Consider the following 16,010-nt stretch of genomic DNA (forward strand, 5'->3'; position numbering starts at 1 on the left):
AAAAATGACTGCAGCAGCGAAACTCAGCGCTGTTACGCCGCAATAAGGCAAGAGCTTTATAAGATACAAGACTATAGCTTAATGATTGCAACAGGAAATGTCGCCCGCATCGTTGACGAACAGGTGACAGATCGGGATAGTGCACCAACATGACCGATCATATTACGGAGAGCCATTCTTATGAAATCACGCGCTGCTGTCGCCTGGGAAGCCAACAAACCGCTAACCATTGAAACTATTGATATCGGCGGCCCTAAAGCCGGTGAAGTTCTGGTGGAAATCATGGCAACCGGTGTGTGTCACACGGATGCCTATACTTTGTCCGGCCTTGATTCTGAAGGCAAGTTTCCGGCCATTCTCGGCCATGAAGGTGCCGGCATTGTGCGTGAAGTCGGCGCAGGCGTGACCTCACTGCGCCCCGGCGATCATGTTATTCCGCTTTACACACCGGAATGCCGCTCGTGCAAAACCTGTTTGTCACAGCGCTCCAATCTTTGCACCTCGATCCGCTCGACACAGGGTCTCGGCCTGATGCCGGACCGCACATCGCGCTTTTCGTGTGATGGCGGCGAAGTATTCCATTATATGGGTTGCTCCACCTTTTCGAATTTCACCGTATTGCCGGAAATCGCATTGGCAAAAGTGCGCGAAGATGCGCCTTTCGACAAGATCTGCTATATTGGCTGCGGCGTAACCACCGGTATTGGCGCTGTGATTTACACTGCAAAAGTGCGTCCGGGTTCCAGCGTTGTGGTGTTTGGCCTCGGCGGTATCGGCCTCAATGTGATTCAAGGCGCCCGCATGGTTGGCGCGGATAAGATTATCGGCGTTGATATCAATCCGGGCAAAGTTGAAATGGCGAAAAAATTCGGCATGACCGATTTCGTCAATCCGCGTGAGATCGGCAATGACAAGGTTGTGCAGGCCATTCAGGATCTGACTGACGGCGGCGCAGATTACACCTTTGATGCCACCGGCAATACTGATGTGATGCGTCAGGCGCTGGAATGCAGCCATCGCGGCTGGGGTGAATCGATCATCATCGGCGTTGCTGAAGCAGGCAAGGAAATCTCCACCCGTCCGTTCCAGCTGGTAACCGGCCGGACATGGAAAGGTACTGCCTTTGGCGGCGCGCGCGGTCGTACCGATGTGCCTAAAATTGTTGACTGGTACATGGATGGCAAGATCAATATTGATGATCTGATCACCCATAAAATGCCGCTTGATGAAATCAACACTGCGTTTGATTTGATGCATGAAGGCAAATCAATCCGCTCGGTGATTACATTCTGATGCCAGTATTTATCTCTCACTGGCACGCAATCGATGATCTGACACCACGCGCACTTTATGCAATGCTTAAATTGCGCATGGATGTCTTCGTTGTTGAGCAAGATTGTGCTTTTGCAGAGATAGATGGCAAGGATATTGATGCTTTTCATCTGCGGATTACGGATGGTGATGAACTCGCAGCCTGCTTGCGGGTTCTGCCACCAGAACATGACCAGCCGGTGAAAATCGGCAGGGTTGTGGTCGCGCCCGATTATCGCGGCCACAAACTCGGCCAGCGGCTGATGCATGAAGCCGTGGCTTTTGCACAACAGCGCTTCCCTCAGCAGGCTATTGAGCTTGGCGGTCAAAGCCATCTGCAAAATTTCTATGCAGCTTTCGGTTTTGTGCCGGTTTCAGACATCTATCTTGAAGATGATATTCCCCATATTGATATGCGTCTGGAACCACAAGCCGGGGCTAAAAGATGAAAATACTGCTGCGCCGTCATATGATTTTTTATATTGCAGCGGCAGGCGGTGTGGCAGCATTTCTCACCAGCAGCCTGCTGGCCCGCGCTTTGGCTCCGGTGATTGCCGCCAATTGTTTTTTCATCCTCTATATGCTGCTGGCGCTAATCATCTTGCCACATATGACAGCAGCGCATTTAAAAAAACATGCCGCCAGCACGGATGAGCCGGTTTGGCTGATTTTTCTGGTCACGATCGCCGCCATCATCATCGCGGTAATCGCATTGTTTATTCTGATCAATCAGAAACCGTTTCCTGATACCCTGTCGCTCACTGTCACGCTGGCAGCGGTGCCGCTTGGCTGGCTGACCATTCACATGATGTCGGCAATCCATTATGCTCATCTGTTCTGGCAACCGGATCTGTCTGCAGGCGGTTTGAAAACCGCTGAGCGGCAACCTCGCGGCGGGCTGGCATTTCCCGGCACTGCGCAACCCTGCGGCTCGGATTTTGTTTACTTCTCCTATGTCATTGGCATGACTGCCCAGACATCAGATACCAATATCACAACATCGGCGATGCGGCGGGTTAATGTGCTGCATGCAATCGTCTCGTTCTTCTTCAATACCGTGCTGGTTGCTGCAGCTGTTAATGTTGCTGTGGCACTCGGGAGTTAGGATTATTCATGGATACTGTTTCTACAGCAAAGGTCTTTGGCGGCACGCAGGGCGTTTACCGTCATAAAAGCAGCACCACCAATTGCGACATGACTTTTTCACTGTTTTTGCCACCACAGGCAGAACATGGTCCGGTGCCGGTACTGTGGTATCTTTCAGGCCTTACCTGCACGCATCAAAATGTGATGGATAAAGGCGAATATCGCCGGCTGGCAGCAGAGCTCGGTATTGCGGTTCTTTGCCCTGATACCAGCCCGCGCGGCGACAATGTGCCGGATGACAAAGATAACTGGCAATTCGGCCAAGGAGCAGGCTTTTATCTCAATGCCACACAGGCTCCCTTCAGCCAGCATTATCAAATGGCACGCTATATAGAAGAAGAGCTGCCAGCCTTGATCGCACAGAGTTTTGCGCTTGATATGAGCCGTCAGAGCATTACCGGCCACTCAATGGGCGGGCATGGTGCGATCACCATTGCATTGCGCAATCCTGAGCGTTTCAAATCTGTTTCAGCCTTTGCACCAATTGCTCAGCCTTCAACCGCGGGTTGGTCAAAGCCGGCTTTTGAAAAATATCTCGGCTCAAATCCGGCAGATTGGCGCGCATATGATGCCACCAGCCTGATTGAAGACGGGTACCGCATCAAAGACTTGCTGGTTGATCAGGGAACTGCCGATAGTTTTCTTGATGACGGTTTGCGCCCATGGTTGCTGGAAGCAGCCTGCAAACAGGCCAATATCCCGCTCACACTGAATATGCGTGAGGGATATGACCATTCTTATTACTTCATCTCGACATTTATGGATGAGCATTTGCGCTGGCATGCAGATCGTTTGAAAAACGCATAAAATCCTAATAAAAAGCCCCGTTAAAGGGGCTTTTTATTATCTTTTAGTGACCTTCATCAGCAAGCCGCCCTGCGGCTGCGTGGTCAGTTTTTGCACCGGCCATGGCTGGATATCGCCGACCATTTCAAACCGGTGCTGTGACAGCAGTGTGGCCAAAACAATCACCGCCTCCTGCATGGCAAAACTACCGCCAATACACACACGCGGCCCCGCACCAAACGGCAAATATTGAAAACGGTCAATCTTGTCACGGTTTTCAGGGTGAAACCGTGAGGGAATAAACGCTTCAGGATTGTCCCAATATTTGCGATGACGGTGGATCGTCCAAGGCATGACAATAATGGCAGTGCCTGCCGGTATTTTAAGGTCGCCGAACCGGTCATCTTCCAGCGCTTCACGGTTGATGGAAGGTGCCGGCGGATAAAGCCGCATAGCCTCCTCAAAGACAGCCCGCGTTAAAGGCAGCTTTTCAAGCCATTGATGGGGCGCAACATTTTCTGATCTCTTAATGAAATCATCAATTTCCGCCTCCACCAGATCGCGTTCTTCCGGTGACTGGGCCAATAAATACAATGTCCAGCCCAAGGCCCGCGCCGTGGTTTCATGGCCGGCGCCAATGAATGTGATCAGATTATCTTCAATCTCATCCCGCGAAAGTCCGTCCGGCTTTTCCTCGCTGGTTTCGGCCTGCAGCAGCAAAGTCAGAAAATCGCTTGGAACCGCTTCTCCGCGGCGCATTTTACCTTTCCGCACGGTGATCGTTTCACCGACAATTGAGCGGAAAAATGCCAGCGAGCGGCGGCCACGCAATTGCGTAAACCGCGGCACCCAATCAGGTGCACCGAGCAGATCAAACGGGTCAACACGCCCCATAGTTTCAAACAACCGGTCGGTCTGGTGCGCAAACTCCTTCGGATCCCCGGCAATTTCACCGGAAAACAGGGTTTCGGCCAGAATGTCATAGGTCAGCAGGGTCATATCACGGGAGATATCGCTGATGAGGCCTGAGGTCTGATAGCGGGCGGTAAAGCTCTTGGTGCTTTTCAGCATGCCTTCTGCAAAACCATGAATATGGCGCGGCGTAAATACGGGTGCCATAGCCTTGCGCGAACGCCGCCATGTCGTGCCTTCTGCGGTCAGCAAGCCATCACGCAGGATCGGACGCAGCACACGCTGGCGGATGGTAGACATCGGATAGTTTTGCGGATTATCAACCAGAACATGGCGGATCAGCGCCGGATCATTGGCAATGATGGTACGCATACCTAACCAGCTAACCTCTACCCAAGGCTCGTTATAGGAAGGCTCACCCCATAATTCCAAAGGATTTCGATAGACAATACGCATCAGCTCCAACCGGCCGACAGGATCTTTGCGCGGTATAGGCGCTGGTGGTATAAAAGGCTTTGTCATGATGCTACCCTTTTTGAGAGATCAAACATTGCCGACATGCCGGACCGGCATCCCGTGCTCCTTCCAAACAATATAGAAATAATTTAAGGCCAAAAAAGTGTCCGCAGTTTTTTGATAATTAGAACGGAAAAATCTTATTTGCTCTGATGCGTATAAAACATAGGAATTACATCAAATTTCGGTAGTAAAATTTGGTAAAATGGCCTGCAGCGACTATATTAAAGTAATAATTCAAGCTTGATTCGTTTCAGGGATTTTTCGGCTTTCCCAGCCTCCGGAAACATATAATCGACACACTATTTTACCGGACGGCAGCAGCCCTACGGCAACGCTAACGAAAGTCTTTCATGAGCGAGACACCAGAAAATCCTCAAGGCGAGAACCTTTCCGCAGATATTGATGCGACTACCCCTGCAGAATATGGCGCAGATTCCATCCGCGTTCTGAAGGGGCTTGATGCCGTACGTAAGCGTCCTGGCATGTATATCGGTGATACCGATGACGGCTCCGGTCTGCATCACATGGTTTATGAAGTCGTTGACAATGCTATCGATGAGACTCTGGCAGGACATGCAACGCTTGTGACCGTGACACTAAATGCCGACGGCTCCTGCACGGTTACCGATAACGGCCGCGGCATTCCGACCGATATTCATAAGGAAGAAGGCGTTTCAGCTGCTGAAGTTATTATGACCCAGCTGCATGCCGGTGGTAAATTCGATCAGAACTCCTATAAAGTTTCCGGTGGCCTGCATGGTGTTGGCGTTTCTGTGGTTAATGCGCTGTCGATCTGGCTTAGATTAAAAATTCGCCGTGCCGGTAAAATTCATGAAATGAGTTTTACCCATGGTGTGGCCGATTCCCCGCTGATCGTGACCGGCGATGCCGGTGATGAAACAGGAACAGAAGTCAGCTTCCTGCCATCGCCTGAAACATTCACCATGGTGAATTTTGATTATGACACGCTTGAGCGCCGTCTGCGCGAATTGGCGTTTCTGAACTCGGGTGTGCGCATCAGATTGATCGATAAACGTCATGCTGACGTGATTGAACAAGAATTGCATTATGACGGCGGTCTGCAGGAATTTGTTAAATATCTCGACCAGACCAAAAAGCCGCTACTGCAAGAACCAATTTATATCATCAGCGAGAAAGACGGCATGACCGTTGAAGTCGCGATGTGGTGGAACGATACTTATCACGAGCGGGTATTATGCTTTACCAATAACATTCCGCAGCGCGACGGTGGTACCCATCTGGCCGGTTTCCGTGGTGCGCTGACCCGTCAGATGACCGGTTACGCAGAAAGCTCAGGCACAGCTAAAAAAGAAAAAGTAAACCTTACGGCAGATGATTGCCGTGAAGGTCTGACTGCTGTGCTTTCGGTTAAAGTTCCGGATCCTAAATTCTCTTCACAGACCAAAGACAAGCTGGTTTCCTCGGAAGTGCGCCCTATTGTTGAAAGCCTTGTTAATGAAGCGCTTTCATCATGGCTGGAAGAGCACCCAAGTGAAGCCAAGGTGCTGATGAGCAAGGTGGTGGAAGCTGCCGCTGCACGTGAAGCTGCCCGTAAAGCCCGCGATCTGACCCGACGTAAAGGTGTGCTTGACATTACCTCACTGCCGGGCAAGCTCGCGGATTGTCAGGAGCGCGATCCGGCAAAGTCTGAAATCTTCATCGTTGAGGGTGACTCAGCCGGTGGCTCTGCCAAAGGCGGACGCTCACGTCAAAACCAGGCTATTCTGCCTCTGCGCGGTAAAATCCTGAACGTTGAACGCGCCCGCTTTGACCGTATGCTCTCATCAGACCAGATCGGCACGCTGATTATGGCGCTGGGTACATCCATTGGTAAGGATGAGAATAACGGCTTCAATATTGACAAGTTGCGCTATCATAAAATTATTATCATGACGGATGCTGACGTCGATGGTGCACATATTCGTACCTTGCTGCTCACCTTCTTCTTCCGCCAAATGCCGGAGCTAATCGAGCGTGGCCATATTTATATTGCTCAGCCACCACTCTATAAAGTGACACGCGGCAAGTCTTCGCAATATATCAAGGATGAAGCAGCCTTCGAAAACTTCCTGATCGAAACCGGCCTGGAAGAAGCTTCATTGTCGCTTGGTAATGGTGAAGTGCGTGCCGGTGCCGATCTGATGTCGGTGGTTAATGATGCACGTAATATGCGCACATTGCTCGCCGGTCTGCACACCCGTTATGACCGTGCAGTCGTGGAGCAGGCAACAATTGCCGGTGCCATGAATGTTGAAGCATCAAACGATCCTGCAAAAGCGCAAGCCCTTGCCGACGCTGTTGCCAAACGCCTCGACATGATTGCCGAGGATATGGAACGCGGCTGGAGCGGCTCATATTCACCGCAAGATGGTTTCCGTTTCGAGCGGATGCTGCGCGGTGTTAAAGACACAGCCATGATTGACATGGCATTGCTCGGCTCTGCGGATGCCCGTCAGCTTGATCGTTTCAGCGAGCGACTGACTGAAATCTATGCCACACCGCCGGTTCTGCGTCGCAAAGATAAGAATGAAGTTGTGTCCGGTGCCATTCAGTTGCTGGAAGCTATTTTTGCCACCGGCCGTAAAGGCCTGTCATTGCAGCGTTATAAAGGTCTTGGCGAAATGAACGCCGAGCAGCTTTGGGAAACCACGCTTGATCCCGATGCCCGCTCGCTGTTGCAGGTTAAAGTACCGGATGCGACCAGTGCTGATGCTCTGTTCTCACGCCTGATGGGCGATGATGTGGAACCACGCCGTGAATTCATTCAGGATAATGCGCTGAATGTTGCCAATCTCGACGTGTAAGCGCCGTGATATAATTAATAAAAAAGCCGCCCCACTCTGTGAGGCGGCTTTTTTATTGAACGATAGAAGTGGGTTGTATAATCAGGCCGTCGGGCGTTACAGCGCGATAAATCTCAACGCCATAAAGATCGCGCACACTATCCGGCGTCAGGATTTCAGACGGTGTGCCATCGGCAACAAGCCTGCCTTCTTTCAGCAGAATAAACCGCGTGCACCAGCGTGCTGCTAAGCCCAGATCATGCAGGGTACAGATAATACTGCGGCCACTCGCGGCATGATCAGACAAGGTTTGCATCAGCGCTATCTGGTGGGCGGGATCGAGCCCTGCCACTGGTTCATCGGCCAGCATCAGTGGCGCATCCTGCGCAACCGCACGTGCAATTAAGGCTCTGGCCTGCTCACCCCCAGACAATTCACGTGCCGGTTTATCTGCCAGATGCTGCACCTTTAATGCTGCCATTGCTGCCAAGACCTGCTGCCGGTCTTGTGCTGTCATACCGGAAAATCGCGTTAAACTGGCAAGCCGCCCGAGGCTGACCAGCGTTTCCACGGTAACATTCCAGCCGATCTCGCGGCTTTGTGCAATATAAGACAGTATCTTTGCCCGCTCACCATGGCTGGTCTGTGCGCTTTCCTGCCCGCTCAAAACTACCTTGCCTTGATAAGGCAGCTGGCTGAGAATAGCGCGCAGTAAAGTTGATTTTCCTGCACCATTCGGCCCGATCAGGCCGATGAATTCGCCTTCATTGACCGTGAATGAAATATCTTCAAGAACCACCTGTTTTTGACGGTGAACCGAGAGGTTTTTTACGTGTAAAAGGCTCAAATTTCTGCTCCTTTGCGTAATTTCCAAACCAGATGCAGAAAAAACGGCGCGCCGATCAAAGCGGTGATAACACCGAGCTTCAAATCTTTATCCGGCATCACCAGCCGCACAAAAATATCTGCGGCAAGCAGCATAACCCCGCCACCCAATGCGGAGACCAGCAGCAAATGCGAAGGACGCGAGCCAACCAATGGGCGCAGCACATGCGGTACTAACAGGCCAATAAAGCCGATGGCGCCAGCAACCGCAGTGCCGCTGCCAACGGCAATGGCAGTACCAACCACCACCAGAAACTGAGTTTTACGCAGATCAACGCCCATACTCGCCGCAGTCTCTTGCCCCAAAGTCAGTGCATCCAGTGAACGGCCGGACATGAATAACAAGACCCAACCCACGATCATAAATGGTAGAGCCAGCCAGACATGCATCATTGAGCGGTCATTGAGTGAACCCAGCATCCAGAACACGATTTCCATCAGCGCAAACGGGTTAGGCGCAAGGCTCAATGCCAGTGATGTTAAGGCACCGGCAAACGCCGAAACTGCGACACCTGCAAGAATAACTGTGAGTGTAGAGCCGCCATTGCCCGCCAGAAACTGCACCAAAAGCACGGCCACCAGCGCAAAACTCAAGGCCATCAGCGGCAAGCTGAGCGGAAACCATAACGACATACCGCTATATAGAGCCAGCACAGCGCCGAGAGACGCGGCAGAGCTTACACCAAGTAAGCCGGGTTCAGCTAAAGGGTTGCGCAAATAACCTTGCAAAGCAGCGCCGGACAGCCCGAGTGTTACACCGATCATCAATCCCAGCAGCGCGCGCGGCAAGCGCAATTGCTGCATAATCAATACCGTATCACTGTCACCATAGCCGAATAATCCGGTAAGCCCTTGACGAAAGCTGACCGGCGCGCTGCCCGTCAGCAATGACAATAAAAACAGGCCGGTGAGCAACACCAGCAAAATACCGAGCAGTAAGTGATAGCGCCGGTTATCGTGCATGATTGCTCTCCTGAGCGTTAATCGCAGCTTTTAACAGTTTTGCGGCCTCAAGTGTATAGACCGAACCGCAAGACCAGTAGCGCATCGGTATTGAAACCTGCTGTAAGTTTTTACCGTTTGTGCCGGTTAAGAACCCCATTACCGGATGGGTATAATTCTGATAGGCCAGCGCGGGCTTGTTATAAAACTCCGGTACGATGATCAGATCAGGATGCAATTGCACCAAGGCCTCCAACCCGACGCGACCTGAAGCAAAACTGCTATTTTCAGCACCAAGATTAGTGACACCGAGCAAGCGCAGAGTTTCATCGGCCAATGTGCCGCCGCCGGAGGTAAAGCCGTTCGGTTCATAAAGAATGGCTGTCAGTGGTTTTGCGGCAGAATTTCGGCCTTTCTGCAGCGCAATAATCGTAGCATCAATGTCTTCAATCTGTGCTGCCGCTTTGGTCTGCTGCCCCAAAGCCTCCCCCATCTGCTTGATCTGCTCGCGAATATCCGCAAAATTCGAGGCATATCCAAAGCGCTCAACCCTGATACCGGCCTGCTCCAGCACAGCCAGTTTTTCAGGTGCCGTAAAAACCGAGGCCAGAACCAGATCGGGCCTCAGCGCCAGAATCTCCTCAAGCCGTGCATGATTAAGCTGATAGGCCAAGGCTTGTTCTGCCACCGGTGATGATACCGGATCAGCAGCAATCGTGCTGACTGAGATAAGTTGTTGTGTTTCAGCCAATGACAGCGCCAGAATATCTGTACAGAGGTTCAAAGACATAACGCGCTCAGGCATATTTTGCGCCGCACTCTGCAAAACCATCAGGCTTAAAAAGCCAAAAAGGCAAGCCGCGCATACGGCCTGCCTCTTGGTCAATTGGAGAATTGCGGTTAAACGCACCATGCTTAAAAGGATGCTTTCAAACCGGCAAACGCACCACGACCCGGTGTATTATAACCGTAGACTTCCTGATATTTTTTGTCGAACAGGTTTTCGATACGGGCATAACCTTCCAGCTTGTCGGTGAATTTATAACTGCCACCGATATTGACAACAGTATAGCTGTTCAGCGTCGTGTGCGGTGGCAAACCGTTTACAAAGACATTGTCTTCCATCTTACCATTAAAGACCGCCTCACCAAACAGGCGTGCACGATCTTCATAGAAAGTATAGGCCACATTCAAGGCTCCGGAATGGCGGGGACGCCGTGCTTCAACATTGCCATCACCATCACGCGAAGACGTGTAAGTGTAGCTACCACCTGCAGTAAAGCCATGGAAAATATTAAGCGTAGCGGCTAATTCAACGCCATGACGACGGCTTTTATCAGTCAGATTTTTAACAGTAGAAGTATAGTCAGGATTGAAGACGGTCACAATCTCATCACGCAAATCCTGATTGAAATAGGTGACGTCAGTTACTAACAAGCCGCCAAAGAACCCATATTCCAGACCGATATCCCAACCTAAGCTCTTTTCAGGCTTGAGGTTTGGATTGCCAATAAAGCTATTTGGATAATAACCAAACTGCTCATCAAAGGTCGGATTGGTAACGCCAGTTCCGATTGAGGCATGTAGACGTGCCTGTGTATCAGGTATTGCCCATGCGCCGCTGAGTGAAACAGTTGATGCATCGTCAAACTCTTTATTAACATCATGACGAAGGCCAAGATTAAGATAGAACTGATCAGCAAATTCGCCATTATATTCACCGACAACGCTGAAGGTAGAGCGCTTATGTTGATCGAACTGAGCAGGATCTACCGGGAACAGCATATCATTCAATGATGGGTTTTGGCGGTAAGCTTCCTTTTTCCACTCAACACCACCTGTAATCTTATGATGGGCCTCTGCAAATGTCGGTGTATCAAAGGCATAAGTTGCCTGATATGAACCGCCATAACGCTGACCATCATTACCCCTCGTATAGGCTTTATTTTCATAATTTTTACGCTCAGCATCAGAGCCGTTGAAACGCAACTTTTGCGTTAATGCACCATCCAGCGCATTCCAGGTCAGTCCAACTGACCCCATGATTTCACGTACTTTGCTATATTCATCTGTGTCTAGAATAGTGCCATTGCCAATTGCAGGTGACCAAGGGCCTGTGCCATCAGTTTCTGCCTTACGATTAATAAACCGTATATTAGCATCCAGCTTCGCATCATCACTCAGATCAATATTGACCTTGCCATTAAGTGTCAGATTTTCATCACCATCTTTTTCACTCCCCAGCGAAGAAATATTAAAGCCATCCGTTCTGCGATAGGTTGCTGCAAGTGACATGTCATAATGCTCTGCACCACCCCGTAGCTGAAGACCACCAAGCCAGGTTTTATCAGTTCCAAACTCAGTCGTACCGCTCAGTTTAAAACCATCACGTTTGCCGGTTTTCGTTATAATATTGACTACTCCGGCAAGAGCATTTGAGCCCCAGAACGCACTTTGCGGCCCACGGAGAATTTCAATACGTTCAATATCAGTGGCCAGCATTCCGCCAAAATCAAACTCACCATCTGACGGGCTTCCGGCCTCGACACCATCAATCATCACCAGCAAGTGATTGGCCTCTGCACCACGCACACGTACTTGTGTTAAACCGCCATAAGAACCGGTTCGTGACACAGCAAAACCCGGCACCTGACGCAACGCGTCAGCTACATAGCGCACCTGGTTTTGCTCAAGCTGCTTGCCGGTGATCACAGTAACGGCACGGCCTGTCTTACCCTCTTCAATCGGCGTGCGGCCAGCCGTGACCAGGATTTCCTTGAGCTGGATTTCATCCTGCTGCTTTTGCTCGGCAAAAGCATTGCCAAAGCTGAGCACAGCCAAGGTGGTCCCAAGCGCTAAAACTGATTTTTTATTCTGCAACAGATTACGTGTCATGCCGTCCCGCCATTAATCAGACAATGAAGCGCCGCTCACGGCATTATTCACCATCTACAAATTACAAAAACCGCAATGAAAACAAACTGATTAAACAGCAAATCCGCATGCGGCAACATTTTTAACAATGTCACCGTCACGGACGTCCGCGCCTGCACACCCCTCGTGCACAGACTGGTGACCGGAAAGGCAGGTCTCCTGACTTACGGGTCATTGCGAAAACTCCGCCTTCCCGCCGGATCGGCAGTGGCATATCGGAGCTCGCTCACCGCTTACAGTTGCGGGGGCAGTCACGGATTAACACCGTGTTCCCTTTTCATTTGCCTTCATTAGGCAAAACCATTTCCGTAAACAGCGATAACAACGCAGTGCCCCGCGGTCAATTCTTTAACATTAGTCGTATGAATTTAACCGCGGGGCGTGTTGATTGTGCCGCAGTATCAAGGTGATACCGCGAGAGAGCGTTTTTACTTTGCTTTGAAGCAGGAAAACCGGCTCCCATTTTTCCTGAAACTGCTCTCGATGTTCTTACAAAGCAGAAATATCATCATAAAGTTTTTTAGGAATCGTCACTGTACCGGTTTCAAGGCTGCGTTTGCGTGCCTCATAACGGCGCTGCGAAGGCAGGCGTGCGCCCTGATCTGTGATTGCTGAGAACATGGTTTCAGCGCGCCCCATATGTTCTGCCATGGCTGCACCCAGAAATGATTCCGGATTAAATGCAATTAAAATTTCACCATGCAGTGGGGTTGCGCCGCGGCCATTGTCCCAAGCCTGAGATTCAAGGCTCAGCATATCACCGATCAAAGGCCCTGCAAGCAACTCAACCATTGCCGAAAGGGCTGAGCCTTTATAGCTGCCGAAAGTGAGCATCGCGCCTTCCATTGCTGCCTGCGCATCGGTGGTTGGCTCGCCATCCTTATCAACTGCCCAACCGAGTGGAATGGCTTTTCCGGCACGGCGATACAGCTCGATCTCGCCGCGCGCAGCTGCACTGGTGGCAAAGTCGAAGATGAAAGGAAAATTATCCGCACGCGGCCAGCCAAAAGCAATCGGATTGGTACCAAACACTCCGGTCTTGCCACCCGCAGGTGCAACCCATGCATGGCTCGGCACCATAGCCAAGGATACCAGACCCTGCTCGGCCAGCATTTCAACTTCAGGCCACAATGCAGAAAAATGAACGCAATTGTTAATCGCCATAGCGGCAATGCCCTGTGTGCGGGCTTTTTCAACCAGCACTGGCAAGCCTTTTTCAAAAGCCAGCAATGAATAGCCGCCCTTGGCATCAACCCGTACAATACCACCGGCGCGGTCTTCCAGCTCTGGCACGGCATCCAGCACCACAGCACCGGTCTTAATCGTCTGCGCGCAGCTCAGAACCCGATACAAACCATGAGAATCGCACTCGTCACGCTGGCAGGTTTGCAAAAGCCTCGCATTGGCCTCCGCATGGTCTTTCGACAAGCCGAGCTTAATAAATTTTTCCGCAGCCAAATGATAGGCTTCATCCAGAGTGATAGTAACGGTCTCAGTCATGATTGCGGCATCCTCCATGCAAGCGCGCTCCGATTGAGACGGAGCCTAATATATCAGACAACTAACGCAGTTATTGCAAAACAGCAAGTTGATGTTTCCCTCATAAAGGATGCAAAGAGACAGATCAAACCGCAGCCTATTGTTCAGTCTGTTTGTCCAACATGTTTGTATTTTCAGCGTCACTAGAGTGGGTAACGATCAGGTTGGATCGCTGCGCTCGCTCTAGAAAATAGCTTTTTTCGCATTGTCATACCTGTCAAGTTGATTCAATTTGATAGTGAAGTGCTCTAGCCCGCACGTTTTTCAAATGCAAAAAGCCCGCTCATTGAGCGGGCTTTTTGTTTAATCGGCTAAGATTATTTAGAGAATTTACGGTCGCCGCCTTCACGTGGCTTACGCGGGCCGCGTGGCTTATCGCCGAAAGGCTTGGCATCACCGTCTCTGAAACGTGGCTTAGGCTTCGGTGCACCCCATGATGCTTTATCATCAGAGCGCTTTTCGAAACGGCGTTCACCGTCCCGGTCAGAACGCGGGCCACGGCTTTCAGCTTCAGGCGCAGTCGAGGTACGGATAACCAGACCTTTTTCGCCTGTACCGCGTTCTTCAACGCTGGCGAAATATTCTTTGGCCTTTTCACTGTTAATCTCGAAACGGGTTTCGTTTTCAAGAATGCGAATTGCGCCAACATCACCCTTGGAAATATCACCGGCTTTGCAGATCAGCGGCAACAACCAGCGCGGATCAGCGCGGTGCTTACGGCCTGCCGACAATGTAAACCATGCGCCGCCATTGAAGCTCGAACGATCCGCACGCGGTGCGCGCTCAGGGCGGTCACCACGGTCACGGTCGTTAGAACGTGGAGCAGAAGCAGTCAGGCTGCGCACAGGTGCATCGGTAATATCTTCCGGCACCGGGCGGCTTTCAAGTTCGCCGCGCAGATAAGCACTGGCAATCTGTTCCGGCGTATAACGGGACTGCAGATCACGCAGCATATCCATGATATCTTCCGGAACTTCTTCGCTCAGGCGCTCATTGCTGAGAATAACTTCACGAACTTTTTCCTGAACCGCGTTGATAGTCGGTGCTGAAATGCTCTTGGCTTCAAGACGTGCCATCTGCAGCAAACGCTCAGCTGAACGGCGACGCGAGAAAGGAACAACCAGAATACAGTTACCTTTGCGGCCTGCACGGCCGGTACGGCCTGAGCGGTGCAGCAATGTTTCACCATTATTCGGCAGATCAGCATGAATAACCAGATCAAGATTTGGCAAATCAATACCACGTGCAGCAACGTCTGTTGCCACGCAAACGCGGGCACGACCATCACGCATCGACTGCAGCGCATTGGTACGCTCTGCCTGTGACAATTCACCAGACAGCGAAACCACAGCGAAACCGCGATTGTTCAGGCGGCTTGCAAGATGCTTCACGCCTTCACGGGTTGATGCGAAAATAATGGTATTGACGTTATCATAATAAAGCAGCGTATTGATGATCGCGTTTTCGCGCTCATGCGGCGGCACAATCATGGCTTGATACGTAATATCAGCATGTTTCTCATGGCTGGCGGTAGCAGTGATGCGCAATGCATCTTTCTGGAAACGCTTGGCAAGCAAAGCAATCGATTTGGAAACCGTTGCCGAGAACATCAATGTGCGGCGATCTTCAGGTGATTCACCGAGAATGAATTCCAGGTCTTCGCGGAAGCCCAGATCAAGCATTTCATCAGCTTCATCAAGCACAACAGCACGCAGATCAGACATGTTCAGCGCACGGCGGGTAATATGATCGCGCAGACGACCCGGTGTACCAACGATGATATGTGCACCACGCTCGAGATTGCGGCGTTCGGTGCGGATATCCATACCACCAACGCAAGTTGTGATACGGGCACCTGTCGGTCCATAGAGCCATTCCAGCTCACGGGCAACCTGCAAAGCCAGTTCACGTGTTGGTGCAATGATCAGAGCAAGCGGTGCGCGCGGCGCTTCAAGACGGTCGCCCTCTTCCAGAAGATCCGGTGCAATAGCAATACCGAATGCGACAGTTTTACCAGAGCCGGTCTGGGCAGAAACCAGCAGATCGCGACCCTCAGTATCAGGGGTCAGCATCGCCTGCTGAACAGAGGTTAGTTCCTCATAGCCACGAGCTGTGAGCGCACCGGCAAGTGCAGGTGCAATAGTAGAAGGCAAGGTCATGAATGACTTTCAGCAAAGGCTCATCCACGCATCAACTGACCCGGACATTTCGCACTTTGATACACTCAAAGCA

The 16,010-nt window shown here is 51.2% G+C and carries 12 protein-coding genes and 1 riboswitch; of the genes, 5 read left to right on the forward strand and 7 right to left on the reverse strand.

Features of this window, described 5'->3' with window-relative positions:
* Positions 1 to 180: 180 nt before the first annotated feature.
* The 4 genes from MP213Fo_RS06415 to fghA are packed head-to-tail and all read left to right on the forward strand — an operon-like array spanning position 181 to position 3,264.
* Positions 181 to 1,293 (forward strand): S-(hydroxymethyl)glutathione dehydrogenase/class III alcohol dehydrogenase, encoded by a 1,113-nt coding sequence (locus tag MP213Fo_RS06415; RefSeq protein WP_421090798.1) that lies wholly within the window; start codon positions 181 to 183, stop codon positions 1,291 to 1,293.
* Positions 1,293 to 1,760 carry a GNAT family N-acetyltransferase gene (locus MP213Fo_RS06420; protein WP_421090799.1) on the forward strand — a complete coding sequence of 156 codons (468 nt, stop codon included), beginning with the start codon at positions 1,293 to 1,295 and terminating at the stop codon, positions 1,758 to 1,760. Before MP213Fo_RS06415 ends, MP213Fo_RS06420 begins: the two co-directional genes overlap by 1 nt.
* Positions 1,757 to 2,416, forward strand: coding sequence for a DUF1345 domain-containing protein (locus tag MP213Fo_RS06425; RefSeq protein WP_421090800.1), 660 nt, complete (start codon positions 1,757 to 1,759; stop codon positions 2,414 to 2,416). Before MP213Fo_RS06420 ends, MP213Fo_RS06425 begins: the two co-directional genes overlap by 4 nt.
* A gap of 8 nt (positions 2,417 to 2,424) precedes the next feature.
* Positions 2,425 to 3,264 carry an S-formylglutathione hydrolase gene (fghA, locus tag MP213Fo_RS06430; RefSeq protein ID WP_421090801.1) on the forward strand — a complete coding sequence of 280 codons (840 nt, stop codon included), beginning with the start codon at positions 2,425 to 2,427 and terminating at the stop codon, positions 3,262 to 3,264.
* Between the two features lie 36 nt (positions 3,265 to 3,300).
* Here fghA and MP213Fo_RS06435 read toward each other — a convergent pair whose 3' ends face one another.
* A complete protein-coding gene (locus tag MP213Fo_RS06435; protein ID WP_421090802.1) occupies positions 3,301 to 4,677 on the reverse strand; it encodes a cytochrome P450 in 1,377 nt (458 codons plus the stop codon).
* Positions 4,678 to 5,024: 347 nt separating this feature from the next.
* Between MP213Fo_RS06435 and gyrB the strand changes: the two genes are divergently transcribed.
* On the forward strand, positions 5,025 to 7,499 hold the full coding sequence (gene gyrB, locus MP213Fo_RS06440; RefSeq protein ID WP_421090803.1) for a DNA topoisomerase (ATP-hydrolyzing) subunit B: 2,475 nt from the start codon (positions 5,025 to 5,027) through the stop codon (positions 7,497 to 7,499).
* A 52-nt stretch (positions 7,500 to 7,551) separates the two neighbouring features.
* Here the strand turns inward: gyrB and MP213Fo_RS06445 are convergent, their stop codons facing one another.
* From MP213Fo_RS06445 to MP213Fo_RS06470, 6 genes are all read right to left on the reverse strand, one after another.
* A complete protein-coding gene (locus MP213Fo_RS06445; RefSeq protein ID WP_421090804.1) occupies positions 7,552 to 8,325 on the reverse strand; it encodes an ABC transporter ATP-binding protein in 774 nt (257 codons plus the stop codon).
* Positions 8,322 to 9,326 carry a FecCD family ABC transporter permease gene (locus MP213Fo_RS06450; protein ID WP_421090805.1) on the reverse strand — a complete coding sequence of 335 codons (1,005 nt, stop codon included), beginning with the start codon at positions 9,324 to 9,326 and terminating at the stop codon, positions 8,322 to 8,324. The genes MP213Fo_RS06445 and MP213Fo_RS06450 overlap by 4 nt, the downstream gene beginning before the upstream one ends.
* Positions 9,316 to 10,110 (reverse strand): ABC transporter substrate-binding protein, encoded by a 795-nt coding sequence (locus MP213Fo_RS06455; protein ID WP_421090806.1) that lies wholly within the window; start codon positions 10,108 to 10,110, stop codon positions 9,316 to 9,318. Before MP213Fo_RS06455 ends, MP213Fo_RS06450 begins: the two co-directional genes overlap by 11 nt.
* A 110-nt stretch (positions 10,111 to 10,220) precedes the next feature.
* Positions 10,221 to 12,200 (reverse strand): TonB-dependent receptor plug domain-containing protein, encoded by a 1,980-nt coding sequence (locus tag MP213Fo_RS06460; protein WP_421090807.1) that lies wholly within the window; start codon positions 12,198 to 12,200, stop codon positions 10,221 to 10,223.
* Between the two features lie 170 nt (positions 12,201 to 12,370).
* Positions 12,371 to 12,559: riboswitch (cobalamin riboswitch) on the reverse strand.
* A gap of 169 nt (positions 12,560 to 12,728) precedes the next feature.
* The gene (locus MP213Fo_RS06465; RefSeq protein ID WP_421090808.1) at positions 12,729 to 13,739 is read right to left on the reverse strand and encodes an Ldh family oxidoreductase; all 1,011 of its coding nucleotides are present in this window, start codon (positions 13,737 to 13,739) and stop codon (positions 12,729 to 12,731) included.
* A gap of 356 nt (positions 13,740 to 14,095) precedes the next feature.
* Positions 14,096 to 15,937, reverse strand: a complete 1,842-nt coding sequence (locus tag MP213Fo_RS06470; protein WP_421090809.1) for a DEAD/DEAH box helicase — start codon at positions 15,935 to 15,937, stop codon at positions 14,096 to 14,098.
* Positions 15,938 to 16,010 lie beyond the last annotated feature (73 nt).

It is taken from the genome of Pseudochrobactrum mosebachae, assembly GCF_048914685.1.
Lineage (GTDB): Bacteria > Pseudomonadota > Alphaproteobacteria > Rhizobiales > Rhizobiaceae > Pseudochrobactrum.